Genomic DNA, 25,119 nt, shown 5'->3' with positions numbered 1-25,119 from the left:
CGGCCGCTGGCCCGGAGCCTGTTGCCTTCGGTCATCGCATCGCCCCGTATTCGTTTTCGAGCATCTTTTCATGTCCAGCTATTCCCAACCCGACGCCCACGGCCACTTTGGCCCTTACGGTGGCGCCTTCATCTCCGAAACCCTGACCCATGCCATCGAGGAGCTGCGCGCGGCCTATGCGCACTACCGCGAGGACCCCGAGTTCATCGCCGAGTTCCAGCGCGAGCTCAAGTACTTCGTAGGGCGCCCCTCGCCCATTTACCATGCTGCACGCATGAGCCGCGAAATGGGGGGGGCACGCATCTATCTGAAGCGCGAAGACCTCAACCACACGGGCGCGCACAAGATCAACAACACCATCGGGCAGGCCCTGCTGGCTCGCCGCATGGGCAAGCCCCGGATCATTGCCGAGACGGGGGCCGGCCAGCACGGGGTGGCAACCGCCACGATCTGTGCCCGCTATGGCCTGGAATGCGTGGTGTACATGGGCGCCGAGGACGTGAAGCGCCAGTCCCCCAACGTGTACCGAATGAACCTGCTGGGCGCCACCGTGGTGCCGGTCGAATCCGGCAGTCGCACGCTCAAGGACGCCCTTAACGAAGCCATGCGCGACTGGGTGACCAACGTGGACAACACCTTCTACATCATCGGCACGGTCGCAGGGCCGCATCCGTATCCGGCCATGGTGCGGGACTTCCAGAGCGTGATCGGGCAGGAGTGCCTGGAGCAGATGCCCGAGCAGAACGAAGGCCGCCAGCCCGATGCGGTGGTGGCCTGCGTGGGCGGCGGCAGCAATGCCATGGGCATCTTCTACCCCTACATAGACCATGCGCAGACCCGCCTCATCGGGGTGGAGGCGGCTGGTCAGGGACTCGACAGCGGCAAGCATGCCGCCTCGCTGCAGAAGGGCGAGCCGGGTGTGCTGCACGGCAACCGCACCTATGTGCTGCAGGATGCCAATGGTCAGATCACCGAAACGCACAGCATCAGTGCAGGCCTCGACTATCCCGGCGTGGGTCCCGAGCATGCCTGGCTGCGGGATACCGGTCGTGCCGAATACGTGGGCATCACGGACCGCGAGGCCCTCGACGCCTTCCACTATCTCTGCCGCACCGAGGGCATCATCCCGGCCCTCGAATCCAGCCACGCCATTGCCTACGCCATGAAGCTTGCGCCGACCATGCGCCCCGACCAGAGCATTCTGGTGAACCTGTCGGGCCGCGGCGACAAGGACATCGGCACCGTCGCCGACCTGTCCGGCGTCGACTTCTACGACCGCCCCTCGATGCGCGGTCTCACCGTCAAGGGAGCCTGATCATGAGCCGCATCCAGACCACTTTTGCCCACCTGCAGGCCCAGGGCCGCAAGGCCCTCATTCCCTATGTGATGTCCGGCTTTCCCGAAGCGGGCTGCACGCCCGACCTCATGCACGCACTGGTGCGAGGCGGGGCAGACATCATCGAGCTGGGGATTCCCTTCTCCGACCCCATGGCCGATGGCCCCGTGATCCAGGCTGCCGGCGAGAAGGCCATTGCCAACGGCACAGGCCTCGCGCAGGTGCTCGACGCCGTGCGCATCTTCCGCGAGGGAAATGGGCACACGCCCGTCGTGCTCATGGGCTATGCCAATTCAATCGAGGCCTACAACCTCCATCACGGTGCCCGTGAGGGGGAGCCGGCACACGGCCCGTTCGTGCACGCAGCCTCCGCTGCGGGAGTCGATGGGGTGCTGGTGGTGGACTACCCGCCCGAAGAGTGCGCCACCTTTGCCCAGGACCTGCGGGAGCACGGCATGGACCTCATCTTCCTGCTGGCACCCACGTCCACCGATGCCCGCATGGAGCAGATTGCCCGGCTGGCGACCGGTTATGTGTACTACGTCTCGCTCAAAGGCGTGACGGGCTCGGGCGCGCTCGACACCTCGGCAGTGGCCCGCGCCATCCCGCATATCCGCCAGCATGTGTCCATTCCCGTGGGAGTGGGCTTCGGCATCCGGGATGCGGCCACGGCCCGCGCCATTGCCGAACACGCCGATGCCGTGGTGATCGGCAGCCGCATCCTGCAGCTCATCGGCGACCAGAGCGGAGCTGCCATTGCCGAGAAGGCCGCCAGTTTTCTGCAAGGCATCCGCGAAGCGGTCGATGCATAATGCGCCATCCTTTCGAGAAAGTACGTCATCCATGAGTTGGCTGGAAAAACTGTTGCCTCCCAAGGCCACCAAGACCCCCACGTCCGGCGAGCGTCGCACCACGATGCCCGAAGGTCTGTGGATCAAGTGCCCGAGCTGCGAGTCCGTGCTCTACCGCAGCGATCTGGAAAAGAACCAGAACGTCTGCCCCCACTGCGGCCACCATCACCGCATCGGATCGCGGGCCCGCCTCGATGCCTTTCTGGACCCCGAAGGTCGCTACGAGCTTGGCCAGGAAGTGGTGCCGGTCGATGCGCTCAAGTTCAAGGACAGCCGCAAGTACCCCGACCGTCTCAAGGAAGCGCAGAAATCCACCCATGAGACCGATGCCCTCATCGTCATGGGAGGCAGCATCTGTGGCGTGAACGCCGTGGTGGCCTGCTTCTCCTTCGACTTCATGGGCGGCAGCATGGGCAGCGTGGTGGGCGAGCGCTTCGTGCGGGGCGTGGAACACGCCATCGCCCAGAAGGTTCCCTTCATCTGCTTCACCGCCACGGGCGGCGCACGCATGCAGGAGGGCCTGCTGTCGCTCATGCAGATGGCCAAGACCAATGCCGCGCTCACGCGGCTGGCCAAGCAGCGTCTGCCCTATATCAGCGTGCTGACCGATCCAACCATGGGCGGCGTGAGTGCGGGCTTTGCCTTTGTGAGCGATGTCGTGATCGCCGAGCCCAAGGCCCTGATCGGCTTTGCGGGTCCGCGAGTGATCGAGAACACCGTGCGCGTCAAGCTCCCCGAAGGCTTCCAGCGCGCAGAGTTCCTGCTCCAGAAGGGCGCGATCGACATGATCTGCGACCGGCGCGAGCTGCGCCCCACCATTGCCCGCACGCTGGCCATGCTGCAGCGCATGCCGGCCGATGCCGTGGTGACGGACAGCGTCGAAACCGCAGCCTGATTCTGCCTTCTGCCCTGCAGGCCCGCCCGGAGACCTCCCGGCGGGCTTTTTCATGCCCTGGCGCGACAGGTGGCTGCCCCTGGCGATGCAACATGCCCGCGCCCGAGCGGTTGCAGCGGGCTCACAGGCTCTAGAATAGCTCTTTTGCCCCATTTTCAGGCGGCCCTGATCTTCTTGCATGGCCGCCTGTCGTCTTTTCCATGACCCAGAACAGCCTCCCCCCCTCCACTCCTGCCGTCGACGAAAACCAACTGATTGCCGAACGCCGCGAAAAACTCAAGGCTTTGCGTACAGCACAGGCAGAAGGCAAGGGAGTGGCCTTCCCGAACGACTTCAAGCCCAGCGACCGTGCCGCTGACCTGATCGTGGCGCTCGACGGCAAGAGCAAGGAAGAGTTCGAGGCCGAGATCGAGGCAGGCAAGAAGATCCCTGCCAGCATTGCAGGCCGCATGATGCTCAAGCGCGTCATGGGCAAGGCCAGCTTCGCCACCCTGCAGGACGCCACGGGCCGCTTCCAGATCTACGTCACCCGCGACGCAGTGGGCGAAGGCGTGTACGCCGAATTCAAGCGCTGGGATCTGGGCGACATCCTGGCCGCAGAGGGCTATCTGTTCAAGACGCGCACCGGCGAGCTGTCGCTGCATGCCACCTCGATCCGCCTGCTCACCAAGAGCCTGCGCCCGCTGCCGGACAAGTTCCACGGCGTGGCCGATCAGGAAGTCAAATACCGCCAGCGCTATGTCGACCTGATCATGGACGAGGCGGCGCGCCAGCGCTTCACTGCCCGCAGCAAGGCCATTTCGGGGCTGCGCGAATTCATGACGCGCCACGGCTTTCTGGAAGTCGAGACCCCCATGCTCCACCCCATTCCAGGGGGGGCCAATGCCAAGCCCTTTGTCACGCACCACAATGCGCTCGACCAGGACATGTTCCTGCGCATCGCGCCCGAGCTGTACCTCAAGCGCCTGATCGTCGGCGGCTTCGAGCGCGTGTTCGAGATCAACCGCAGCTTCCGCAACGAAGGCATCAGTGTCCGGCACAACCCGGAATTCACCATGATGGAGTTCTACTCGGCCTTCTGGAACTACCGTGACCTCATGGACTACACCGAGGAGCTGATCCGCGACACGGCACGCCATGCCTGCGGCACGCTGGCCCTTACCTACCAGGGACGCGAGGTCGATCTCGCCAAGCCCTTTGCCCGCATGACCATCCGCGAGGCGATCCATGCCTACACCGAGGCCGGTGCGCACGTGGACGATCCGGCATGGCTCATCAGCGCCCTCAAGCGCCTGGGCATGAGCGAGGAGAAGGATCGCCTGAGCCAGCGCAGCCTGCCGTCCCTGCAGGTCATGTACTTCGAGGAAGCCGTGGAAGAGCAGCTCTGGGAACCCACTTTCATCATGGAGCATCCCACCGAGATCAGTCCGCTCGCCCGTGCCAACGACGCCAACCCCGACGTGACCGAACGCTTCGAGCTCTACATCACCGGCCGTGAAATGGCCAACGGCTTCTCCGAGCTCAACGACGCAGAGGACCAGGCTGCCCGCTTCCAGGCCCAGGTGGCCGCCAAGGAAAGCGGCGACGACGAGGCCATGTACTACGACGCCGACTTCGTGCGCGCGCTCGAATACGGCATGCCCCCCACGGGCGGCTGCGGGGTGGGCATCGACCGGCTCATGATGCTGCTCACCGACAGCCCCAGCATCCGGGACGTGATCCTGTTCCCCGCACTGCGCCGCGAAGCCAACGCCTGACGCCCACGCCGCGCACCACACACGGCAAGCGGTCCTTCCAGCAGGCCGGTCCCGACGGGGCCGGCCTGTTTTGCATGCGCCTCTCCCCATGCGCTCCGCAGGGTCGATCCGCCAGAAGGCATGCGCCCGCTCCTCTGCATGCTTCTACAATCGGGCCAGCATCCATTCCTTCTGTCTGACCTTTCAGAGACTGCCCCCATGAGTACCGAACCCACCCTCGTCGTCCGCGAACAACCGCCCCATGCCCGCCTGTCGGACTACCGTCTGATTGCCTTTGACATGGACTCCACCCTCATCAACATCGAGTGCGTGGACGAGATTGCCGCGGCCGTGGGCAAGAAGGAAGAAGTGGCTGCCATCACCGAGGCCGCCATGCAGGGCATCATCAGCGACTACAAGGAAAGCCTGCGCCAGCGCGTGGCCCTGCTCGCAGGCGTGCCCGAGGCAGCCCTGCAGAAAATCTACGACGAGCGTCTGCGCCTCAATCCCGGCGCCGAGACGCTGGTGCGTGCCTGCCAGCAGGCGGGGCTCAAGACCCTGCTGGTGTCGGGTGGTTTCACCTTCTTCACCGAGCGCATTCGCCAGCGGCTGGGACTGGATTTCACCCGCTCGAACCTGCTCGAAGTGGTCGACGGCCACCTTACCGGCCGGATGATCGACCAGCCCTGGGGGGACATCTGTGACGGGAACGAGAAGGCCCGTACGCTGCTGGAAGTCGCCACCCTGATGGGACTGCCTGCCGACCGCACCATCGCCATCGGCGACGGTGCCAACGACCTGCGCATGATGGGCGAGGCCGGGCTCTCGGTGGCCTTCCACGCCAAGCCCGCCGTGCGCCGGCAGGCCATGGTGGCCATCAACGAAGGCGGACTCGATCGCCTGCTCGAAGTGGTTCACTGACGCAGCAAGGCCCATGCCCCTCCTCCGCACGCAACAGCCTGCGTGGTGGGGGATACCGGTTGCTGCTGCATGCCCATGCCGCCTCCTTCCCCACAGACTCCCGAGTCCGCTCCCGCTGCGGTGCGTGTCGAGCCGCCTGCCGGCTTCTGGCGCCGCCGCGGCAGGCGCTGGCTGGTGAAGCTGCTGCTGATTGTCGCGATCCTGGGTGCCATGCAGGTCTGGCAGACGCGGCACATGCGCACCGGGCAGGCGCCGGATGCGGTCCTGATCCGCGCGGGAATGGCGTCCTCCCCGAGCACGCTGGGTGCCTGGCGTGCCAGCCACCGGGGGGAGGCCGTGGTGCTGTATTTCTGGGCTACCTGGTGCCCGGTGTGCAAGGCCGAAGAACCCCTCATGGACGGGCTGATCCAGCGCTTCCCTGTACTGCCCATTGCCCTGCAGTCGGGCAGCGCAGCCGATGTGGCCCGCTTCGAGTCCCGGCAGGGGCTGCGCTGGCAGAGCGTGGCGGATGCCGATGGCGGTCTGGCCCGGCTCTATGGGGTGCAAGCCACGCCCAGCTTCGTCATCATCGGGCCGGATGGACGGATCGTCTCCCGGACCGTCGGACTCACCTCCCCCTGGGGGCTGCGCCTGCGGCTGTGGTGGGCCAGGCTCGCCAGCCTCTGAGCCACCACCGGCGCCCCCTCTGCTCCCTGCGTGCAGCAGGCTGCTTCAGGCCGATTGCAGCGCCTGGGCCATGCGGTGAATGCCCTCCTCGATGCGTGCCTCGTCACAGGTGGCAAAACTCATGCGCAGGCAGGAGGGATCGGGGTGTTCGGCAAAGAACGGAGCTCCGGGCACAAAGGCCACCAGCCGCTCGATGGCGCGCTGGGCCAGCACACCCGCATCGCGCTCCCGGCCCTGGGCGCCGGTGAGCCGCACCCAGAAGAACATGCCGCCTCCGGGCGCCGTGAAGCTCACCGCATCGCCCAGCTCGCGCTGCAGGGCCTCGGCCATGCAGCGTGCCCGTGCGGCATAGGTCTGGCGCACTCGGGTGACGGCCTGCGGCAGGCGGTTGCTCTGCAGGTAGGCGGCTGCCGTGGCCTGGGCGTAGGTGCTGGTGTTGGCGTCGCTGAACTGCTTGCACATGACTGCGCGGGCCAGCAGCTCGGGCGGCGCCACCAGCCAGCCGAGCCGCAGGCCCGGTGACATGATCTTGCTCAGGCTGCCGCAGTGGGCCAGCCAGTCCCGGCTGCCCGGCACCCGGTCGCTGAGCGCGAGCAGGCTGGGGGGCGGCGGAGCATCGAAGTACAGGTCGCCATAGGGATCGTCCTCGACCACCAGGGTCTCGTACTGGGCTGCGAGCTCCAGCACGCGCAGCCGGCGCTCCAGCGTGAGGGTGGCTCCGCTGGGGTTGCCGAAGGTCGGAATCAGGTAGACCAGCCGGGGGCGATGCTCGGCAATGAGGGCTTCGAGCCGGTCGGTGCAGACGCCGTCGGCATCGATGGGGGCGCTGATGACCTCCGCACCATACAGGCGGAATGCCTGGATGACGGCCAGAAAGGTCGGCCCCTCGACGATGACCTTGTCACCGGGATTGATCATGCACTTGCCGATGAGGTCAATGGCCTGCTGGCTGCCGGTGGTGATGATGAAGTCGTCGGGCTGGAGGGGGGCACTCTTGCGGTCGGAGTAGTCGGCGATCTGCTCCTTGAGCGGGGCGAACCCCTCGGTGGCACCATACTGCAGTGCAGCTCCGGGCCACTGGGCCAGCGCGTCCGTGGCAGCTGCCCGGAACCCGTCGACATCGAACAGGGCGGGGTCGGGAAATCCGCCGGCAAAGCTGATCACCCCGGGCTTGCCGAGCAGCTTGAACAGTTCACGGATGGCAGAGGTCTCGCAGTGGAGCAGACGGTTGGCAAATTGCATGGAAACTCCTGTGGGCATGGCGAACAGGCGCACCCGCAGCAGCCATGCCACAATCGTCTGTCCGGCAAAGGAGCACTATAGCGCCAACCGCCCTCTCCCGCGACCTCCGCGCCCCTCACCCACCATGACCAAAGACCAGATCGTCCGCTTCTTCTCCACCCTCCAGGCCGCCAACCCGGAGCCCCGCACCGAGCTCGAATACCATTCGGCCTTCGAGCTGCTGATGGCCGTGCTGCTCTCTGCCCAGGCGACCGACGTGGGGGTGAACAAGGCCACGCGCGGGCTGTTTGCCGTGGCACGCACGCCGCAGGAGATGCTCGATCTGGGTCTGGAGGGGCTGGAGGCACACATCTGCACGATTGGCCTCTACCACAGCAAGGCGCGGCACATGCTGGCCACCTGCCGCATTCTGGTGGAACAGTATGGAGGACAGGTCCCCGAAGACCGCGAGGCGCTGGAATCCCTGCCCGGCGTGGGCCGCAAGACCGCCAACGTGGTGCTGAACGTGGCGTTTGGGGAGCCCACCATCGCGGTGGATACCCACATTTTCCGCGTGAGCAACCGCACCGGACTGGCCCCGGGCAAGACACCACTCGCGGTGGAGCAGAAGCTGCTCAAGCGGGTGCCCGATGCCTACCGCCAGCATGCCCACCACTGGCTGATCCTGCTGGGGCGCTACGTCTGCAAGGCCCGCACGCCCGAATGCTGGCGCTGCGCAGTGGCCGATTGCTGCGACTACCGGCCCAAGACGCCAGCCCCCACCCGCCGCTCCTGAGGCGGCATCTGCCCCGGTTCCGTGGGCAGCCGCTCTGTGCGCGAAGGCTGTGTGGAACCTCCACGCGTCGGCCTGCACAAAGGCAGCCCGGCGTGCGGCTGCGTCAGCTGCGGGGAGCCGTCGGGCCTGCCGCAGCCGTGGCGGCAGGATCGACCAGGGGATTGAGGCCAGGCTCGCCCACCTTGTGGAGCAGATTGCGGTCGGTGTGGTGAAAGAGCTCGTCCTGCCCCGCGATCTGCATGAGGGTGTCCTCGTCGTAGCCCCAGGTGCCGTCGGAGTTGAAGGTCACCCGCACCTTGAACTCCAGCGTGCGAAAGGCGCTGTCGAGGAAGGGATTGGAGCAGATGCCCCAGACCGGATCGCCCAGCCGTGCCCGCAGCTCGAAGGTGTCGGCATCAGGATCGACCGTGCCACCGGCCATGACCACCTGCCCGCGCGGAATGGTGAGCGTGTGCATCACGGTGCTGGTGGCAGGCTCCCAGAGCCAGTAGCCGACCTGGTCGTGATAGGTCTTGACCTGGTTGGGCTTGGTGATGAAGACGTGGTAGCGCAGCCCGAAGAGCAGCTGAGGGCCGTTGGTCTGCGGATCGATCGGCTGCAGCTCCATGTGCTCGGTGAATACCTGCTTGCGCGGCCCGTCGGCCTTGGGCTTCACGTCCAGCCCGCGGGTGCCCTCCCACACCCCGGCCATGCGGCGCAGCGGCCCGAGCTGCGCGAGCGTGGCGGGATCGCAGGCCGGCTCGGTATAGAGGTCACGGGAAGGGGAACGCAGGGCGATGGGATCGGAGGAATCGGTCATGGTGCAGGGGGATTCGGTAGTCGAGAAAAAGAAACACGCGTCTGCCTGCATTATGGGCTACAGGGGCATACCCGTTTCTTTCCACCTCCGCGCAGGAAGCCCCCGGAGTCCGGCCCGATAATGCCGCCATGTCCGACTTCCACGCTGATTCCCTGACGTCCGCTCCGTCCGCCGATGCCTCTCCGCCGGACGACGCACCGGCACGTCCGGCCACTCCCCGGGCCCTGTTCATGGCCTGCACGGCGCTGTCGCTGCAGGGATTCGGCGGGGTGATGGCGATCGTGCAGCGCGAGCTGGTGGAACGGCACCGCTGGTACACGCCGGCACAGTTCGTAGAGGAATGGGCCGTGGCACAGATTCTGCCCGGGCCGAATTCGCTCAATCTGACGATGGCACTGGGAGAGCGCTACTTCGGCTGGCGGGGCGCACTGGCGGCGGTGGCTGGCATGCTGCTGGCGCCCATGCTGGCGCTGCTGGCCATGGCGGTGCTGTATGCGCGTCTGGCGGATCTGCCGGCGGTGCAGGGTGCCCTGCGCGGCATGGGGGCCGTGGCGGCCGGACTCATCACGGCCACGGGGCTCAAGCTCGTGCCGGCGCTGCGCACCAATGCCATGGGACAGATGGCCTGTGCGGTGGTGGGGGCGGCGACGTTCGTGGCAGTGGTGGTGCTGCACCTGCCGCTGCTGGGCATTCTGCTCACGGTGGGGTGCAGTGCGTGGGGCTGGGCATGGTGGCGTCTGTGGCGCACGGCGCAGGCACGGCGCAGCGCCTCATCGGGAGCGCAGCCATGATCCTGCACCTCACACTGGCGGACTGGCTCGCCTTTGCCTGGCATCTGCTGTCGATTTCGCTGCTGGCCGTGGGCGGCCCCATGACACTCGCCCCGGACATGCACCGCTTCTTCGTCATGCAGCACCACTGGCTCACGGATGCCCAGTTCAGCAGCTCGATCGCGATTGCACAGGCTGCCCCCGGACCCAACCTGCTGTTCGTCGGCATGCTGGGCTGGAATGTGGGGCTCAATGCCGCCGGAGGCCTGGCAGCCGGCGGGCTCACCGCCTTTGCGCTGGGGGTGGGCGGCATGGTGCTGGCGCTGGCGAGCCTGCTGCTGCCGAGCGGGGTGCTGGTGTACTTTGCCTCGCGCTGGGCCCAGCGCAACCGCCACCTCACCGGGGTGCGGGCCTTCAAGACCGGTCTGGCCCCCATGGTGGTGGCGCTGCTGCTGTCGACGGGCTGGCTGCTCGCGTCGGTGTATGACCAGCCGGCCCGCGACTGGCGGCTGTGGCTCCTGATCGCTGGCTCCATCCTGCTGGTGCTGCGCACCCGCGTGCACCTGCTGTGGCTGATTGCGGCCGGAGCAGTGCTGGGGGCGGCAGGGCTGGTCTGAAGGGGGTTGTCAGGCGCTCTTGTCCGATACGCCGGCGCTGTCGAAGCTGGCCATGTCGCGCAGCACGGTGCAGGCCGACTGCAGCAGGGGCCAGGCCACGGCTGCGCCGGAGCCTTCGCCGAGCCGCATGCCCCAGTCGAGGAGCGGCTTGGCTCCCAGGGCATCGAGCATGAACTGGTGGCCCGGCTCTCCGGAGCGGTGGGCAAAAATGCAGCGCTGCAGCACCCGGGGCTCGACACGGGCCGCCACCATCAGGGCGGCGGTGACGATGAAGCCATCGACCAGGATCACGCGGTTTTCGGCCGCTGCCTGCAGCATGGCGCCGACCATGGTGGCCATTTCGAATCCCCCGAACGCGGCCAGCACGTCGAGTGGCGCAGTGGCCTCGGGATGGGCGGTCAGGGCCTGCCGCAGGATGTTGGTCTTGCGCAGCACGCCTGCGTTGTTGAGCCCGGTGCCTGCGCCGGTGCAGGCGGCGATGTCGATCTGGCACAGGCGCGCCAGAATGAGCGAGGCGGCCGAGGTGTTGCCGATGCCCATTTCGCCCAGCATGAGGGCATTGCCCGGCAGCGCCTGCACGAGGGTCTGCCCGTTGCGGATGGCCAGTGCGCACTGGTCGTCGGTCATGGCGGGGCCCTGGGTGCAGTCGGCCGTGCCGTAGCCGACTTTGCGCACGAGCAGCTGGTCGCGCGGCGCAAAGTCGTGCGCGACGCCGCAGTCTGCCACCGACAGGGCAATGCCGTTCTGACGGGCGATCACCGAGACGGCTGCCCCGCCGGCAAGATAGTTCTCCACCATCTGCCAGGTCACGTCCTGCGGGTAGGCAGAGACGCCACGCTTGACGAGGCCATGGTCGCCGGCGCACACGAGCATCTGGGGAGATTCCAGCACAGGCGCTGCGGTGCGCAGGATCAGCCCGATGCGCAGGGCGATGCCTTCGAGCCGTCCGAGCGAGCCGACGGGCTTGGTCTTGCGGTCCAGGGTGGTCTGGAGCGTGTCGCGCAGCGCGGGATCGTCCAGATCGGAAACGGGAGCAAATTCGATGTCTTGCATGATGCGGATATCCATCCTCGAAAAAAAGAAGGGGAGCAGCAGCGTCAGGGCTGCACGAGGGCGTGCAGGGTCTCGGCGCCGAAATGGGTTTCGACGAAGGCGGCCATGCGCTCGAAGGTCTCTTCCAGCGGCGGCGGGGCAGCGCCCCACAGCGCCTGCAGGATGTGCGGATGCTCCAGCATGCCGTGCAGGTACAGGCCGAGCACGTTGCCGACATGCGGATTGGCGGCGGTGGCCGCGCCGTTGATCCACCCCAGGGGAGCGGCGCCGTCGGCAGCCGAGGCCAGCACCGGCATTGCCTGGTGCCCTGCGCGCAGCATGGCCGGATGCGGCGCGGTCTGCCCCATGTGAATCTCGTACCCCGACAGCGGCTGGCCCGCGAGAGCGGACCAGGCCCCAGGCCAGGCCGGAGCCTCGCTGTTTGCGCCTTCGGTCGGCCGGGTGCCAAAGGCACCGGACCAGTGGCGTACCGTCTTGCGTGCCGTGAACAGGGTGACCAGCGGCAGTAGCCCGAGTCCCGGCGCATTGGCATGGCGGGCTCCGGGGCCCCCTTCGAGCCCGTCGGTATCGATCACTGCCTCGCCCAGCATCTGCAGACCGCCACAGATGCCGAGCACCCGCCCGCCGCGCGCAGCATGGGCACAGATGGCCGCATCGAGCCGGCGTTCACGCAGCCACTGGAGATCGGCCGCGGTGTGCTTGCTGCCCGGCAGGATGAGCGTGTCATGGGGCTGCAGATCGCCCAGGGCAGCCGGATCACGCACCCAGCGCAGGCGCACGCCGCTGCCCGGCAGGGCGGCCAGCTGGCGCAGCGGCTCGAATTCGTCGAGGTTGCTCAGGTGCGGATAGGCCACGATGGCGATGATCCGGGTGGCCTCGCCCTGGGCCTGCCCCACACCGGCATCGTCGAAGACTCCATCCTCCTCCGGCAGGCCATGTCCGCGCCACAGGGGCAGCGTGGCGAGCGTCGGCACGCCAGTGCGTTGGCGCAGCATCTCGGGGGCGGGTGCGAGCAGCCGGGCATCGCCCCGGAACTTGTTGAGCACGAAGCCCCGAATCAGGGCGCGGTCCGACTCGGGCAGCAGGGCCCAGGTTCCGTAGAGGTGCGCAAAGGCACCTCCGCGGTCGATGTCGGCCACCAGCAGGCAGCGGGCCTGCGCATGACGCGCCACGCGCATGTTGACCACGTCGCTGGCGTAGAGATTGATTTCGGCGGGCGATCCCGCGCCCTCGATGAGCACCAGGTCGTGGCTTGCCCGCAGCGCGTCGAGTGCTTCGGCCACGGCAGGCCAGGTGTGGCGGGGACGTTCACGCCAGGCCATGGCGGTGAGCTCGGGATGCACCTGCCCGAGCAGCACGACCTGGCTGCGCGTGTCTGCCTCGGGCTTGAGCAGCAGCGGGTTCATGCGCACGTCAGGTTGCGTGCGCGCAGCAAGCGCCTGGAAATACTGGGCGCTGCCGATCTCGCCCCCATCGGGATGCTGCGCGGTTCCGCCCACTACCCGGGCGTTGTTGCTCATGTTCTGCGCCTTGAAGGGAGCCACACGCAGGCCCTGGTTGGCATACCAGCGACACAGGGCCGTGGTGAGCCAGCTCTTGCCGGCGTTGCTGGTGCAGCCCAGCACCATCAGGCAGCGGGCCGGACGGTGTCCGGTGGAAGTGCTCATGGATTTCCATCCTCCAGAATGTTCTGCCAGGCCTGTGCGAGTGCCTTCCGGGCCTCCGGGGTGTGCACACACAGCCGCACTTCGCCGGGCAGACCAAAGCTCGTGCAGTCCCGCAACTTGATGCCACACCGACGCAGCGCCCCCAGCACCGCCTGCGGAGAGTGCCCTGCCGGCCAGGGGGGCCGCGCCACCAGAAAGGAGGCGATGCTGGGCCGCACCCGCCAGCCGGCCTGTTCGAGCTGGGCCACCTGGGCCTCTTTCCATGTGCGCAGCATGGTGCGGGCCTGCTGCAGCCAGCGCTGGGTGTCGTCCCGCGTCCAGGCATCGAGCAGGGCCACCCCATGCGCTCCCAGCGGCCACGAGGGCGCCAGATCCACCAGCGCTGCCAGTGCCGGCGCTTGCAGCCCGCGAGGTGCCACGGCATAGGCTGCACGCAGTCCGCACAGCCCCAGGGCCTTGTTGGGCGTCCAGAGCTGCCAGACGGCGTCGCGGTCGAGTCCCGGCGCTGCCTCCTCTTCAGTGAGGGTCAGCGGGGCATAGGCCCCGTCGAGCACGACCACAGCGTTCGGATCGCGGGCCTCCCAGTGCGCGGGCAGCACGAGCGCCTGCCCCAGCGGGCTGGAAGGCGCACACAGCCACACCAGGGCGGCGGCACGCACATCGTCCACAGGCAATGCCCCCTGCAGGGCCGCCTGCCGGGCGTAATCGACATAGTGATGCGGCGGCAGCCACACAGTGGGCATGCCCTGCGGAGCCCGGAGCCGTGCCTGTCGACAGGCCCACTGCGTGAGCCGGGCGATGAGCTCGCTGCCGCTCGCACCGATGACGATGCGTGACTCATCCACCGCGTGAAACCGCGCCAGCCGGGCACGCAGGGCCACATAGGCCGGATCGGGATAGCGGGTCGGATCCACGGCCGCCAGTCGCTCCCGCACGCCGGGGCAGGGACCTGCGGCATTGCTGTTGGTCGAGAAGTCCCACGGGGCCGCCCCCAGGGCATCCGTGCCGCCATGGCAGCGCACGTCCATCGGCAGGGATGCCGTCATGCGCGAGCTCCCCACTGGCAGGCCAGCGCCGTCAGGAGTGCCATCACGCTGAGCACCGCAGTGCCGCCATACACCACATGCCGTGCCAGCCGCACGGCCACGGCAATGTCGCCCGGCAAAGGTGCCCTGCCCTGCGGATGCAGGATGTAGACCCCCGGCTTGCGCAGATGCACATCGAGCACCAGGGCCGCAGCCGCCATGGGCCAGCCACTGTTGGGCGAGGGCGTGCGTCCGGCCTCCCGCACCAGCGCTCCCAGCGCGCGGTGCCAGCAGGCCGGCACCGACAGCACCCAGACCAGGGCCGTCAGCCGTGCAGGCACCCAGGCCAGCACATCGTCGATGCGCGCCGCCCACTTGCCGGCCCATTCCCAGACCTGACCTCGGTGCACCCCGCGATAGCCCCACATGGAATCGGCCGTGTCCGCATAGCGCCACAATGCCGCACCGGGCAAACCCGCCACCAGAAACCAGAACAGAGGAGCCACCACCGAGTCATTGAGATTCTCGGACAGGCTCTCGATCGCGCTTTCGCGCACCGCTGCGGCATCGAGCTCCTGCACGTCGCGGCTCACGATGCGTGCCAGCTGGGCCCGCCCCTCGGGCAGCGACCGCGCCAGCGCCGCATCGACCGCTCCGACTTCGTCCGTCAGCATGCGACAGGCCAGCAGTGGCTTGAGCAGCACACCGGCCAGCACGGCACCCCATGCCCAAGGCAGCTGCGCCAGTCCCCACTGCAGCAGGCCGGCACAGGCCAGCACGAGCAGCGCTCCGGCCCACCAGGCCAGGCTGCCGCGCCACAGCGACGGCCCATCGCGCGGGACGGCCTCCGCTCCCCCTCCTGCGCCGGGGGCAGGCCGGCGCACCTGCGCCTGCAGCCAGGCACCTGCGTGCGTGAGATAGCGCCCCATCCACACCACCGGATGCCAGCGGGGTGGCGGCTCGCCGATCCAGGCATCGATGACCAGTGCCAGCCACACAGCCGCCACCAGGGCCACCAGTCCCTGAGCCAGGACGCCCGGAGCCGAGGCGTTCCAGAACCATCCGATCAGGCCCATCATGCCCGCCTCCGTGCAGCAAGCCGCCCGAGGCCAGCTCCGCGCCTGCAGTCACCCCATGCGGTGCGGCTGATCCTGTTCACGGCGCGCGTCCACGCCTCAGGCGTGCTCGGTCTGTCGACGGGGCTGCATGCCCAGCCGCTCGATGAGCTGCAGGTCGGCCTCGACGTCGGGGTTGCCGGTGGTGAGCAGCTTGTCGCCATAGAAAATCGAATTGGCCCCGGCCATGAAGCACAGTGCCTGCGTGGTGTCATGCATCTGGCGGCGACCGGCCGACAGGCGCACCCGTGCCTCGGGCATGGTGATGCGTGCCACGGCGATCATGCGCACGAATTCGAGCGGGTCGATGTCCTCGGCATCGGCCAGCGGCGTGCCCTCGACCTTGACCAGATTGTTGATCGGCACGCTCTCGGGATAGCGCGGATGCAGGTTGGCCAGCTGACCGATCAGCTCGGCCCGCTGGCGACGGTTCTCGCCCATGCCGATGATGCCGCCGCTGCACACGCTCACGCCCACGTTGCGCACGTTCTCCAGCGTGTCGAGCCGGTCCTGGTAGTCGCGCGTGCTGATGATGTTGCCGTAGTTCTCGGGGGCGGTGTCGAGGTTGTGGTTGTAGTAGTCCAGACCTGCCTCACGCAGGCGCTCGGCGTGATCCTGCGTCAGCATGCCCAGAGTGCAGCAGGCTTCCAGCCCCACATCCTTGACGGTCCTGATGAGCGTGACCACCTGCTCGATGTCGCGGTCCTTGGGCGAGCGCCAGGCCGCTCCCATGCAGAAGCGGGTGGCCCCTGCGGCCTTGGCCGCCTCGGCCGCTTCGCGCACCACATCCTCGCCCATGAGCTTGCTGGCATCCACGCCGGTGTCATAGTGCGACGACTGGGGGCAGTAGCCACAGTCCTCGGGGCAGCCGCCGGTCTTGATCGACAGCAGCGTGGCCAGCTCCACCTCGGTGGGATCGAAATGTTCGCGGTGCACCTGCTGGGCACGGAACATCAGCTCGGGGAAAGGCAGCTCGAACAGCTCCTCAATGTCCTCCACGCGCCAGCGCCCCGTGCTCTGGGGCTGGGCCGCGCCCTTCTTCGGAACGCAGAAATGGATGGACTGCTCTGCGTCGCCATGGCATGCAGAGGGGTTGAAGGTCGTGGATTCGGACATGGATCACTCTCTCTCAATGCGGCTCCCTCCGGGGAGCCCGTAAACAAATCAAATCATCGCAGCGGCTGCAAAGGGACGCCGCACCACGGCGGCGCCCATTCCCTGCGGCTCCGGCTGCAGCAGGTGGCGCGCCGGGCAAGGGCCGGATTGTGCCCCAGTTGGCCGGGCCAGACCTGACATCTGGCTTGCGGCGCATCCCTGATGCGGGCTGCTGCCGGCTCAGTCTGCCTCTGGTCCTCCGCGGGTATCGTGCCCTTCCAGGAAGAGCGCAGACTCGCCCCAGCGATTCTCGTACACCACGTCGGACAGCGGCATGCGCCGCGCCCAACGCTCACGCTGCAGCATGGGCTCCTCGTAGAACGCGGGCACCGGGCCGATGCACAGCAGGGCCAGGGGCGTAGCGCCTTCGGGCAAGCCCAGGAGCTCCGCCATGTCGACCGGGTCGAAGATCGACACCCAGCCCACGCCCAGCCCCTCGGCCCGCGCGGCCAGCCACAGATTCTCCAGCGCACAGCCGACCGAGGCAATGTCCATGTAGGGCATGGTCCGGCGTCCAAACACGTGCCGCTCGCGCCCGTCCATGAGACACACCGCCAGCAGCTCGGCTGCCTCCCGCAGCCCCTCGACCTTCAGCCGCATGAAATCCGCCTGCCGTTCACCGAGCGCTGCCGCCGTGGCAAGCCGCTCGCGCTCCACACAGGCATGAAGCCGCTCGCGCAGGGCCGCATCGGTGATGCGCATGAAGCGCCACGGCTGCATGAACCCCACGCTCGGCCCCCAGTGCGCCGCCTTGAGCAGACGCTCCAGCACCTCGGGCGCCACCTGGGCGCCGGAGACAAAGTGCCGCATGTCGCGCCGCTCGACGATCGCCCGGTACAGCCCCGCCCGCTCGGCCCGGCTGTAGCGCACCTCGTCGCCAGACTGGTCTGGCGCTTCCCCTTGCCGGAATTGGCTTTGTTCCACGACTCAGTCCTCGATGCCGCGCTGGGCAGGAATGCCTGCCTCGAAGGCATGCTTGATCTGGCGCATTTCCGTGACCGTATCGGCCAGCGCCACGATCTCGTCCGGGCAGCGACGCCCCGTCAGGCACACATGCACATGGCGCGGACGGGTCCGCAGCGTCTCCAGCACATCCTGCAGATCGAGCCAGCCGTACACCAGCGGATAGGTGATCTCGTCGCACACCACCAGGAAATGCTCCCCTCCCAGAATCGCCGCCTTGGCCCGTTGCCAGCCGTCGCGCGCGAGCTGTGCCGACTTCTCCAGATCCTGGCTCTTCCAGCTGAAGCCATCCCCCAGCCCCTCGACCGGCACGCCGAGCTGCTCGAACATGCGGTGCTCCCCGAAGCGGGCACTCGGCACCTTCATGAACTGGTAAATGATGACTTTCTTGCCGCGTCCCGTGGCCCGCAGCGCCAGCCCGAAGGCGGCCGTGCTCTTGCCCTTGCCGTCGCCGGTATGGACGATCACGATGCCGCGCCGTTCACCCTCGGGCTTGTCATAGGGCTTCTCGGTGGGGGGTTGCTCGATCTGCATGTGCTGCACTCCTCAAAAAACATCCAAAAAATGTCGCGGGCTCTGCCTGCCTGTGCCGACACGCGCCCGCAGTCTCTGCATGGGTCCCGTGGCGCTCAGGGCCCTGTGGGCGCCTTGAGCACCAGCGGCAATCCTGCCGCCATCAGGGTCACATGGCTGCACGCAACGGCCACGCGCTGGTTGAGCCGCCCCAGTGCGTCCACGAAGGCACGTACCTCCGCGCCCAGCGGAATCACTCCGAGACCGATCTCGTTGCTCACCACATAGACCGGCCCCGGGCAGGCGGCCACCGCACGCACCAGATCGTCCTCTGCCGCGCGCATGTCCTGTGCTGTCTCCTCACCCCCTTCGCCGCCACGCAGGCGTGCGGCATCCGGTGCCTCGCTGAGCTGCTGGGTGAGCCACAGGGTCAGGCAGTCCAGCACGATCGCCGTATCGGCCGCACCATGCGTCCGCAGCAGGGCCGGGACATCCAGCGGCCGCCCGTCCTCGCCTGCCTGCAGCGTCGCCATGCCCGGCACCCGCCGGGCCCGATCCTGCTGATGCCGCGCAATGCGCCGGCGCATTTCCTCGTCCCAGGGCATCGCGGTGGCCAGATACAGAGCGCGATGGCCCGGACCACGCGCCAGCCAGGCAGCCGCAAGGGTTTCTGCCCGGGCCGTCTTGCCGGACTTCTGCCCTCCCAGAATCAGCTCGTGGTGCACCGGATTCATGCCCCAGTCTCCACATGGTCAGGCAGGAACAGCGCTGCTGCCGCCTGCGGACTGCTGGCAAACCAGGGGTGAAAATAACTCGCCCGCACATTGCCCTGCGGCCCTGTCCGGTAGAACGCCTCGCCAGCCTTGCTGCGACTCGTCACGCGCGGACTGACCGTGCGGGCCGCTTCGGGCTCCGGCGTGTCCAGGGTCGAATAGTGAAAGGTATGCCCCCGCAGCGGCGGCGCATCGCACCCGGGCACCGCCAGCGCCTGGGGCCCCAGCCCCTGAAGCCGTCCATGCATGCGCACCGTCCCGGGCAGCACACCCCACAGTGGCACGGCAGCTTCCGGTTCCGCACCCGCTGGAACCAGACCCTCGGCAAGCGCCATCATGCCGCCACATTCGGCCCACACCGGCCGCCCCGACTGCACATGGCATCGAATGCTCTCGCGCATGCCGGTCTGGGCCTGCAGCGCCTCCAGATGCAGCTCCGGATAACCGCCCGGCAGCCACAGCGCATCGCACGCCGGCAGCGCCACATCCTCCAGGGGAGAAAAAAACACCAGCTCGGCACCCAGCGCCTGCAGGGTACGCACATTGGCCTCGTACAGGAAGCAGAACGCCGCATCCCGGGCCACTGCGATGCGCACGCCCTCCAGGCTGCGCAGCTCCGCGTGCAGCCAGGCGTCCAGAGGCGATGCGCCCTCTTCTGTGCAGCGCAAGCCCACTGGGCTCTCCAGGGCCTCTGGCTCCGCAGGCTCCAGCGCCGACGGGAACTCCGTCATCCAGCGACTCGGCACAGACTGCCCCTCATCGGCCACCAGCGGCATGTCCGCGAGTGCATCGGCAGCCAGGTCGAGCCGTGCCAGGGCATCGGCCATCTCGGGAGCCAGCATCAGCCCCAGATGCCGCTCGGGCAGAGAAAAATCGGCGTTGCGCATGATCGCGCCCATCCAATCGCGTGGCTCCCGGAGCCCTCGGCGCAGCATGTCGGCATGGCCACTGCTTGCCACCCGGTTCGCCACCACACCCGCCCAGCGCACCCCTTCGCGGTAATGCGCCAGTCCATGTGCCAGGGCCCCGAACGTGCCCGCCATGGCATGGGCATCGATCACCGCCAGCACCGGCAGGCCCAGCCGCACCGCCAGATCCGCACTGCTCGGCTCGCCATCGTAGAGACCCATGACGCCCTCGATGAGAATCAGGTCATTGCAGGCAGCCGCCTCGCGGAGCATGCTTCGGCACGCCACCTCGCCCACCATCCACAGATCGAGCTGATACACCGGCTGGCCGCTTGCGAGCGCATGCCAGCCCGGATCAATGAAATCAGGGCCGCACTTGAACACCTGTACCCGCAGGCCACGCCGCGTCCACCAGCGTGCCAGCGCCGCCACGAGCGTGGTCTTGCCCTGCCCCGAGGCCGCAGCACCTACCAGCAGGGCCGGACACGCCACCGTGCCCGCCTGCGCAGAGGATTTCGCCATGATTCGCACATATCCATCCTGCAGCCACACCCATCGCACATGGGCATGCCGCCTCCCACGCCACCAGCCACCCCGCCGGCGCGTGCGCACGAACACCCTCCCTGCCGGGGCTTGGGTGTCCTCCCATGCTGGCCGGTCTCCGGGCTGACGGCGAGCCGACGGCACCTTCCCGGGCGAGTGGGCGCTCTCCCAGTGGCATGTGGCCGTGGCTGCAGATCGCGCTCCCGAAGGCATGCGATCCGCACCGTTTTACCGTTGCGGGGGCAGCGCAGGCCGGGACAACGCGCACACCCGCTCTTCGGTGGCGTTCTCCTCCTGCTTCCCGTTTCACCCACGAACCCGTCTGCATGACCGATTCTCGGAATGCCTGCCGACATCGTCTGCTGCGACAGACACCACGCGCGCGATGCGCATGCTTCTACGGGCAGAGCGCCGGCCCGGGGAGATGCATTTCTCTCCAGATTCCTGTGGGCACCAGCAAATCGGCATTCTAGCCTGCCCATCACGGCCCCTGCTCCCTCCCCTGCGGATCAGGGCGCATGGACTACAATGACAGGCATTCAGAGGCCCTCTCCTTCAGCCTGCGGCGGCATGCGCAGGCTGCCTCTTCGCCGCCATGACATCTCCGCACACATCCCCTCTTCTCGATCAGGTTGCCGACCGTGTCGAGCAGCTGCTCACGCGCCATCATGCGCTGCAGCAGGCGCACGACCTCCTGCAGCAACAGGTCATCGAACTTGGACAGGAACGCGATTCGCTCAAGTCCCGGCTGGCAGCTGCACGCGCGCGCATCGACTCCCTCCTCGACCGCATCCCTGTGGATGCCTCCCCCATGCACGCGCCCGTCCTCCCGCCGACGGCCTGGGGAACCCCCGACTCGGTGGATGCGCCGCTCCCCTCCCCCACCGACTCGGCAGCCCCATCCGAGTCCGCCAAGGAACGCCCCGATGAAACAGCTTGAAGTGCACATCATGGGACTGGCCTACATGCTGGGCTGCCCCGATGGCTCCGAGAGCCTGATGCTCGAAGCCGTCCAGAAAGTCGATACCGCCATGTGCCGCATCCGCGATGCCGGCAAGATTCGGGCCCGTGACCGCATTGCCGTGCTGGCCGCGCTCAACGTCGCCTATGACCTCCTCGAACGTGAACAGCTCGCCGCCCGGGAAGCCGCACAGGCCGCAGCAGCCAGTGCCGAAGAAACAGAGTCCACGACTCTCTCTGATAGCGTCCCCACCAGCGAGGCCCCAGCCACGCATCCACGCCTGCAGCACCTGCTCGGGGAAATGGAGACCGTGCTCGGCGCCCCTCCCACAGAGCCCGCCGCCGAGGCACTGCCTTCTTCCTCCGGCACCGACTGACCCCTGCATGCCCCCAGCGATGGCTGGCACACAAATTACATGTTCCGCGTGTCTCCAAGGCCGCAACCTTGCCCTACAATGGGGGCGTCTGCACCGGTTCCGGCTTTATAGTTCCTTGAACCAATGCTCTTTGAGCTCGGGCTTGGTATATTGCCCGGCCAGCGTGACCATCTCGCGTAGATGGACCCATGGCCAGTGCTGCCCTCGCCCCCCTGAACCCTCGGTTCAGGATGCGGTCGGTTCCCGTGCAGACACCTCATTCCTCACACCGCTCGCGGTGTTTTTTTACGCCCATCGTTCTGCGGCGCCATGGCGGTGTGCCGCCTCTTGCCATGATTCTCGAACCCCTCACCATCGTTGAACTGGCCGGTCTCGGCCTCATGGGAGGCTTCATGGCTGGGCTCCTGGGCATCGGCGGCGGCATGGTGCTCGTGCCCTTCATCAGCTGGATCATCGTCGCCCACGGTGTGGAGCAGGGTCTGGCCGTCAAGATGGCCATCGCCACGTCCATGGCCACCATCTTCTTCACCTCGATGTCGAGCGTGCGCGCCCATCACCGCCGCGGCATGGTGCGCTGGGATCTGGTCAAGGGCATCGCGCCCGGCATCATGATCGGTGCACTCATCGTCAGCATCGGCATCTTCTCGCTGCTCAAGGGCGCCTGGCTCTCCCTCATGTTCGGCGTGCTGGTCACCGTCGCTGCCCTGCAGATGCTGCTCGACCGCAAGCCAAAGCCCACCCGCCAGATGCCTGGCCCCGGAGGCCAGGCTGCTGCGGGCGGCATGATCGGTTTTCTCTCCGGCCTGCTCGGGGCTGGTGGCGGCTTCATCAGCGTGCCGTTCATGACCTGGTGCAACGTGCCCATCCACAACGCAGTAGCCACCAGCGCTGCACTCGGCTTTCCCATTGCAGTCTTCAACGTGGTGGGATACATCGTCAGTGGCTGGCAGGTGGCCGGGCGCCCCCCCTACTCGCTGGGTTATGTCTGGATTCCGGCCGTGCTGGCCGTCGCCAGCTGCAGCGTGCTCATGGCTCCGGTGGGGGCACGCACGGCCCATGCGCTGCCCGTCAAGGCCCTCAAGCGCATCTTTGCCTGCCTGCTCATCGTGCTCGCGGCCAGCATGACCCGCGAAGGGCTGCGCACGCTCGGGATACAGATCTGACGTCCGAACCGCAGCACGTGGCGCTCTACACCGAGGCGCTCCATGCCCTCGCGCCCGCAGCCTCGGACTGGCGCGATGCAGAAGATCCGGTTTGCGCCACTAGAGTGCCGGAGTGGCACACCACGGGGCCTGCTGATGCATGAGCCCCATCCACAGCGCGACCCCCGCAGTGACTGCCAGCGCCAGCCCCGCCAGCCGGATGCCCCACTGGCCCTGCGTGCCACCAAGGTGAGGCACCCGCAGCAGCAGCCAGGGCCCTGCCATCAGCGACACGCTGGTTCCCAGCACAAACAGCACCATCACGGCAGCCCCCTGCCAGACCTCGCCGGTCAGGGCTGCCACCATGAGCGCCGAATACAGCAAGCCACAGGGCAGCAGGGCCCACATCATGCCGATCAGCACGGGCCCTGCCAGCCCACGACGCTGCTGAAGCCGCTTGAGACGCTCCCACACCCTGCGTGCGGAGCGATCCAGCCACAGCGGTTGTCTGCCCTGCACCAGCAGAACCAGCCCCAGCAGCAGGGCTGCCACGTGCAGCATGCTCCAGAACGGACGCAGGGCTGCACTGTGCACGGTCATCCATCCCAGCCCCTGCATCGAGGCGGCCGCGACTGCGCCCAGCGCGCCATAGCCGATCACCCTTCCCACCTGGAACAGGCCCATGGCCAGCGTCTGGCGTCCACGAACCGGCCCAGCCGCATGACCGATCCCGGCGCAGGCCGCACCGCACATGGCAATGCAGTGGGGCCCTCCGGCCAGCCCCATCAGAAATGCCGTGGCGGCAAGCGAGAGCTGCATCGACACGCCGTCAGATGATCTTGGAAAACCGCGTGCGCGACAGATTGGCCTGCAGGTACTTGTCGAACACCATGGCCACCCCGCGAACGAAATACCAGCCCTGATCCGTCACCTGCAGACGCTGTGCATCCACCTCGACCATCCCTTCTCCCTGCAGCCGTTTCAGATCTTCCAGCTCGCGGGCGAAATACTGACGGAAATCGATCATGTATGCGAGATTGATGGTTTCGTACTCCACCTCTCCCTGACACATGATGGCCATGATCACCGTGCGGCGGATCAGGTCGTCGCGCGTCAGCGCCAGCCCGCGCACCACGGGGAAATGCCCACGATCCAGACAGTCGTAGTACTCCTCCAGTGTCTTGGCATTCTGGCTGTAGGTCGAACCGATGCGCCCGATGGCCGACACCCCCAGCCCGATGAGGTCGCAGTCAGGCTGCGTGCTGTAGCCCTGGAAATTGCGATGCAGGCTGCCCTGACGCTTGGACACTGCAAGCGCGTCATCCGGCAGGGCAAAGTGATCCATGCCCACATACACATAGCCCGCCTGGCTGAAGGCCTGCAGCGACTGCGACAGCATCTGGATCTTCTCGCCGCCACTGGGCAGCGTATAGGCGTCGATGCGCCGCTGGGGCTTGAAGCGCTCCGGCAGATGCGCGTAGGCATAGAGTGCGATGCGGTCGGGCCGCAGCGTGCACACCTGCTCCAGCGTGCGCGCAAAGGATGCTGCCGTCTGCTGCGGCAAGCCATAGATCAAATCCACGTTCACCGATTCAAACCCGATCTGGCGGGCAGCCTCGACGAGCGCGAACACCTGCGATGCCGGCTGAATGCGGTGCACCGCCTTCTGCACCTCGGGGTCGAAGTCCTGTACCCCGAAGCTCAGTCGGTTGAAACCGAGCCGAGCCAGCGTGCGCAGGCGCGTTTCGTCGACCGTGCGAGGATCCACCTCGATCGAATACTCCCCGCCCGGCACCAGTGTGAATGCGCCCCGGATCATGCCCATGAGCTCCGTGAGCTCGGCGTCGTTCAGGAAAGTGGGCGTGCCGCCTCCAAAGTGCAGCTGCGACACCGTCTGTCCGCGTCCCAGCCGCCCCACATGCAGATCGATCTCGCGCTGCAGATAGCGCAGATACTCGGCACCCCGCTCATGGTGCTTGGTGATGATCTTGTTGCAGGCGCAGTAGTAACACAGCGACTCACAGAACGGCACATGCACGTACAGCGACAGCGGGAGCACCTGCCCCGCACGGCCATTGCTGCGCTGCTCGAGCGCTGCCACATAGTCGTTCTCGCCAAAGGCTTCGACAAAACGGTCGGCCGTGGGGTAGGAGGTGTAGCGTGGACCGGCAATGTCATACCGTGCCAGCAATTCGGGGGTGATGTGGGAAAGTGCCTGACTGCTCATGTTCCGTGCATTGTAAGATCGTCGACCCGGCTCCCGGCAGTTCTCTCCCATGCGACCATGACGGCGCATGGCCATGCCCTGCGGATTCCG

25 protein-coding genes and 1 riboswitch are annotated in these 25,119 nt (G+C 67.2%); of the genes, 12 read left to right on the top strand and 13 right to left on the bottom strand.

Annotated elements, in window-relative coordinates:
* Positions 1-70: 70 nt before the first annotated feature.
* The 6 genes from trpB (at position 71) to ACE3P9_RS05395 (ending at position 6,405) form a co-directional block, all read left to right on the top strand.
* Positions 71-1,315 (top strand): tryptophan synthase subunit beta, encoded by a 1,245-nt coding sequence (gene trpB / locus ACE3P9_RS05420; protein WP_374492273.1) that lies wholly within the window; start codon positions 71-73, stop codon positions 1,313-1,315.
* A 2-nt stretch (positions 1,316-1,317) separates the two neighbouring features.
* Complete coding sequence (gene trpA, locus ACE3P9_RS05415) at positions 1,318-2,148, top strand: tryptophan synthase subunit alpha (RefSeq protein ID WP_374492272.1); 831 nt, start codon at positions 1,318-1,320, stop codon at positions 2,146-2,148.
* Positions 2,149-2,179: 31 nt separating this feature from the next.
* Complete coding sequence (gene accD / locus ACE3P9_RS05410; RefSeq protein ID WP_374492270.1) at positions 2,180-3,082, top strand: acetyl-CoA carboxylase, carboxyltransferase subunit beta; 903 nt, start codon at positions 2,180-2,182, stop codon at positions 3,080-3,082.
* Between the two features lie 200 nt (positions 3,083-3,282).
* Positions 3,283-4,839 (top strand): lysine--tRNA ligase, encoded by a 1,557-nt coding sequence (gene lysS, locus ACE3P9_RS05405; RefSeq protein ID WP_374492269.1) that lies wholly within the window; start codon positions 3,283-3,285, stop codon positions 4,837-4,839.
* Positions 4,840-5,037: 198 nt separating this feature from the next.
* Positions 5,038-5,739, top strand: coding sequence for a phosphoserine phosphatase SerB (gene serB, locus ACE3P9_RS05400; protein WP_374492268.1), 702 nt, complete (start codon positions 5,038-5,040; stop codon positions 5,737-5,739).
* Between the two features lie 75 nt (positions 5,740-5,814).
* Positions 5,815-6,405 carry a protein disulfide oxidoreductase gene (locus tag ACE3P9_RS05395; RefSeq protein WP_374492267.1) on the top strand — a complete coding sequence of 197 codons (591 nt, stop codon included), beginning with the start codon at positions 5,815-5,817 and terminating at the stop codon, positions 6,403-6,405.
* Between the two features lie 45 nt (positions 6,406-6,450).
* On the opposite strand, the gene ACE3P9_RS05390 is transcribed toward ACE3P9_RS05395, so the two are convergent.
* Positions 6,451-7,647, bottom strand: a complete 1,197-nt coding sequence (locus ACE3P9_RS05390; protein ID WP_374492266.1) for a PLP-dependent aminotransferase family protein — start codon at positions 7,645-7,647, stop codon at positions 6,451-6,453.
* A 124-nt stretch (positions 7,648-7,771) separates the two neighbouring features.
* Here ACE3P9_RS05390 and nth point away from each other — a divergent pair, with 124 nt between their 5' ends.
* A complete protein-coding gene (gene nth / locus ACE3P9_RS05385) occupies positions 7,772-8,422 on the top strand; it encodes an endonuclease III (protein ID WP_374492264.1) in 651 nt (216 codons plus the stop codon).
* Between the two features lie 103 nt (positions 8,423-8,525).
* On the opposite strand, the gene ACE3P9_RS05380 is transcribed toward nth, so the two are convergent.
* Positions 8,526-9,221 (bottom strand): FABP family protein, encoded by a 696-nt coding sequence (locus tag ACE3P9_RS05380; protein WP_374492263.1) that lies wholly within the window; start codon positions 9,219-9,221, stop codon positions 8,526-8,528.
* 128 nt (positions 9,222-9,349) lie between these two features.
* On the opposite strand from ACE3P9_RS05380, the gene ACE3P9_RS05375 reads away from it, so the two are divergent.
* Positions 9,350-10,012 carry a chromate transporter gene (locus ACE3P9_RS05375; protein ID WP_374492262.1) on the top strand — a complete coding sequence of 221 codons (663 nt, stop codon included), beginning with the start codon at positions 9,350-9,352 and terminating at the stop codon, positions 10,010-10,012.
* Positions 10,009-10,608, top strand: coding sequence for a chromate transporter (locus tag ACE3P9_RS05370; protein WP_374492261.1), 600 nt, complete (start codon positions 10,009-10,011; stop codon positions 10,606-10,608). Before ACE3P9_RS05375 ends, ACE3P9_RS05370 begins: the two co-directional genes overlap by 4 nt.
* A gap of 9 nt (positions 10,609-10,617) precedes the next feature.
* Here ACE3P9_RS05370 and cobT read toward each other — a convergent pair whose 3' ends face one another.
* The 9 genes from cobT to ACE3P9_RS05325 all read right to left on the bottom strand — a co-directional run bounded on the left by cobT (position 10,618) and on the right by ACE3P9_RS05325 (position 20,302).
* Entirely contained in the window at positions 10,618-11,661 is a 1,044-nt protein-coding gene (gene cobT / locus ACE3P9_RS05365; protein ID WP_374492260.1) for a nicotinate-nucleotide--dimethylbenzimidazole phosphoribosyltransferase, read from the bottom strand.
* Positions 11,662-11,705: 44 nt separating this feature from the next.
* Complete coding sequence (locus ACE3P9_RS05360; RefSeq protein ID WP_374492259.1) at positions 11,706-13,328, bottom strand: cobyric acid synthase; 1,623 nt, start codon at positions 13,326-13,328, stop codon at positions 11,706-11,708.
* The gene (locus ACE3P9_RS05355; RefSeq protein ID WP_374492258.1) at positions 13,325-14,374 is read right to left on the bottom strand and encodes an aminotransferase class I/II-fold pyridoxal phosphate-dependent enzyme; all 1,050 of its coding nucleotides are present in this window, start codon (positions 14,372-14,374) and stop codon (positions 13,325-13,327) included. Before ACE3P9_RS05355 ends, ACE3P9_RS05360 begins: the two co-directional genes overlap by 4 nt.
* A complete protein-coding gene (gene cbiB / locus ACE3P9_RS05350; protein ID WP_374492257.1) occupies positions 14,371-15,432 on the bottom strand; it encodes an adenosylcobinamide-phosphate synthase CbiB in 1,062 nt (353 codons plus the stop codon). Before cbiB ends, ACE3P9_RS05355 begins: the two co-directional genes overlap by 4 nt.
* A gap of 96 nt (positions 15,433-15,528) precedes the next feature.
* The gene (gene bioB / locus ACE3P9_RS05345) at positions 15,529-16,584 is read right to left on the bottom strand and encodes a biotin synthase BioB (RefSeq protein ID WP_374492256.1); all 1,056 of its coding nucleotides are present in this window, start codon (positions 16,582-16,584) and stop codon (positions 15,529-15,531) included.
* 219 nt (positions 16,585-16,803) lie between these two features.
* The gene (gene bluB, locus ACE3P9_RS05340; RefSeq protein ID WP_374492255.1) at positions 16,804-17,547 is read right to left on the bottom strand and encodes a 5,6-dimethylbenzimidazole synthase; all 744 of its coding nucleotides are present in this window, start codon (positions 17,545-17,547) and stop codon (positions 16,804-16,806) included.
* Positions 17,548-17,550: 3 nt separating this feature from the next.
* Positions 17,551-18,120 (bottom strand): cob(I)yrinic acid a,c-diamide adenosyltransferase, encoded by a 570-nt coding sequence (gene cobO / locus ACE3P9_RS05335; protein ID WP_374492254.1) that lies wholly within the window; start codon positions 18,118-18,120, stop codon positions 17,551-17,553.
* 95 nt (positions 18,121-18,215) lie between these two features.
* Positions 18,216-18,833, bottom strand: coding sequence for a bifunctional adenosylcobinamide kinase/adenosylcobinamide-phosphate guanylyltransferase (locus ACE3P9_RS05330; protein ID WP_374492253.1), 618 nt, complete (start codon positions 18,831-18,833; stop codon positions 18,216-18,218).
* Positions 18,830-20,302, bottom strand: coding sequence for a cobyrinate a,c-diamide synthase (locus ACE3P9_RS05325; RefSeq protein WP_374492252.1), 1,473 nt, complete (start codon positions 20,300-20,302; stop codon positions 18,830-18,832). The genes ACE3P9_RS05330 and ACE3P9_RS05325 overlap by 4 nt, the downstream gene beginning before the upstream one ends.
* A gap of 112 nt (positions 20,303-20,414) precedes the next feature.
* A riboswitch (cobalamin riboswitch) is annotated at positions 20,415-20,673 on the bottom strand.
* 245 nt (positions 20,674-20,918) lie between these two features.
* Here ACE3P9_RS05325 and ACE3P9_RS05320 point away from each other — a divergent pair.
* The 3 genes from ACE3P9_RS05320 (at position 20,919) to ACE3P9_RS05310 (ending at position 22,823) form a co-directional block, all read left to right on the top strand.
* Complete coding sequence (locus tag ACE3P9_RS05320; RefSeq protein ID WP_374492251.1) at positions 20,919-21,263, top strand: cell division protein ZapB; 345 nt, start codon at positions 20,919-20,921, stop codon at positions 21,261-21,263.
* Entirely contained in the window at positions 21,250-21,660 is a 411-nt protein-coding gene (locus ACE3P9_RS05315; protein ID WP_374492250.1) for a cell division protein ZapA, read from the top strand. Before ACE3P9_RS05320 ends, ACE3P9_RS05315 begins: the two co-directional genes overlap by 14 nt.
* A 332-nt stretch (positions 21,661-21,992) precedes the next feature.
* Positions 21,993-22,823 (top strand): sulfite exporter TauE/SafE family protein, encoded by an 831-nt coding sequence (locus tag ACE3P9_RS05310; protein ID WP_374492249.1) that lies wholly within the window; start codon positions 21,993-21,995, stop codon positions 22,821-22,823.
* Positions 22,824-22,922: 99 nt separating this feature from the next.
* Here ACE3P9_RS05310 and ACE3P9_RS05305 read toward each other — a convergent pair whose 3' ends face one another.
* Both ACE3P9_RS05305 and hemN read right to left on the bottom strand, forming a co-directional pair.
* Entirely contained in the window at positions 22,923-23,621 is a 699-nt protein-coding gene (locus ACE3P9_RS05305) for a sulfite exporter TauE/SafE family protein (RefSeq protein ID WP_374492322.1), read from the bottom strand.
* Positions 23,622-23,631: 10 nt separating this feature from the next.
* Positions 23,632-25,029, bottom strand: coding sequence for an oxygen-independent coproporphyrinogen III oxidase (hemN, locus tag ACE3P9_RS05300; RefSeq protein WP_374492248.1), 1,398 nt, complete (start codon positions 25,027-25,029; stop codon positions 23,632-23,634).
* Positions 25,030-25,119: the final 90 nt, after the last annotated feature.

The sequence above is a fragment of the Allobrachymonas sp. genome (assembly GCF_041912815.1).
GTDB lineage: Bacteria > Pseudomonadota > Gammaproteobacteria > Burkholderiales > Burkholderiaceae_C > Brachymonas.
This window is presented reverse-complemented; position numbering and strand designations above follow the sequence as displayed.

Coding starts and splice junctions, on each gene's coding strand:
- accD (WP_374492270.1), top strand. CDS start 2,180: ATGAGTTGGCTGGAAAAACTGTTGCCTCCCAAGGCCACCAAGACCCCC.
- ACE3P9_RS05315 (WP_374492250.1), top strand. CDS start 21,250: ATGAAACAGCTTGAAGTGCACATCATGGGACTGGCCTACATGCTGGGC.
- cobO (WP_374492254.1), bottom strand. CDS start 18,120: ATGCAGATCGAGCAACCCCCCACCGAGAAGCCCTATGACAAGCCCGAG.
- cobT (WP_374492260.1), bottom strand. CDS start 11,661: ATGCAAGACATCGAATTTGCTCCCGTTTCCGATCTGGACGATCCCGCG.
- lysS (WP_374492269.1), top strand. CDS start 3,283: ATGACCCAGAACAGCCTCCCCCCCTCCACTCCTGCCGTCGACGAAAAC.
- ACE3P9_RS05395 (WP_374492267.1), top strand. CDS start 5,815: ATGCCGCCTCCTTCCCCACAGACTCCCGAGTCCGCTCCCGCTGCGGTG.
- ACE3P9_RS05325 (WP_374492252.1), bottom strand. CDS start 20,302: ATGGCGAAATCCTCTGCGCAGGCGGGCACGGTGGCGTGTCCGGCCCTG.
- ACE3P9_RS05330 (WP_374492253.1), bottom strand. CDS start 18,833: ATGAATCCGGTGCACCACGAGCTGATTCTGGGAGGGCAGAAGTCCGGC.
- ACE3P9_RS05320 (WP_374492251.1), top strand. CDS start 20,919: ATGACATCTCCGCACACATCCCCTCTTCTCGATCAGGTTGCCGACCGT.
- ACE3P9_RS05310 (WP_374492249.1), top strand. CDS start 21,993: ATGATTCTCGAACCCCTCACCATCGTTGAACTGGCCGGTCTCGGCCTC.
- ACE3P9_RS05305 (WP_374492322.1), bottom strand. CDS start 23,621: ATGCAGCTCTCGCTTGCCGCCACGGCATTTCTGATGGGGCTGGCCGGA.
- ACE3P9_RS05355 (WP_374492258.1), bottom strand. CDS start 14,374: ATGACGGCATCCCTGCCGATGGACGTGCGCTGCCATGGCGGCACGGAT.
- ACE3P9_RS05360 (WP_374492259.1), bottom strand. CDS start 13,328: ATGAGCACTTCCACCGGACACCGTCCGGCCCGCTGCCTGATGGTGCTG.
- hemN (WP_374492248.1), bottom strand. CDS start 25,029: ATGAGCAGTCAGGCACTTTCCCACATCACCCCCGAATTGCTGGCACGG.
- trpA (WP_374492272.1), top strand. CDS start 1,318: ATGAGCCGCATCCAGACCACTTTTGCCCACCTGCAGGCCCAGGGCCGC.
- ACE3P9_RS05370 (WP_374492261.1), top strand. CDS start 10,009: ATGATCCTGCACCTCACACTGGCGGACTGGCTCGCCTTTGCCTGGCAT.
- trpB (WP_374492273.1), top strand. CDS start 71: ATGTCCAGCTATTCCCAACCCGACGCCCACGGCCACTTTGGCCCTTAC.
- ACE3P9_RS05380 (WP_374492263.1), bottom strand. CDS start 9,221: ATGACCGATTCCTCCGATCCCATCGCCCTGCGTTCCCCTTCCCGTGAC.
- serB (WP_374492268.1), top strand. CDS start 5,038: ATGAGTACCGAACCCACCCTCGTCGTCCGCGAACAACCGCCCCATGCC.
- ACE3P9_RS05390 (WP_374492266.1), bottom strand. CDS start 7,647: ATGCAATTTGCCAACCGTCTGCTCCACTGCGAGACCTCTGCCATCCGT.
- bioB (WP_374492256.1), bottom strand. CDS start 16,584: ATGTCCGAATCCACGACCTTCAACCCCTCTGCATGCCATGGCGACGCA.
- nth (WP_374492264.1), top strand. CDS start 7,772: ATGACCAAAGACCAGATCGTCCGCTTCTTCTCCACCCTCCAGGCCGCC.
- ACE3P9_RS05375 (WP_374492262.1), top strand. CDS start 9,350: ATGTCCGACTTCCACGCTGATTCCCTGACGTCCGCTCCGTCCGCCGAT.
- cbiB (WP_374492257.1), bottom strand. CDS start 15,432: ATGATGGGCCTGATCGGATGGTTCTGGAACGCCTCGGCTCCGGGCGTC.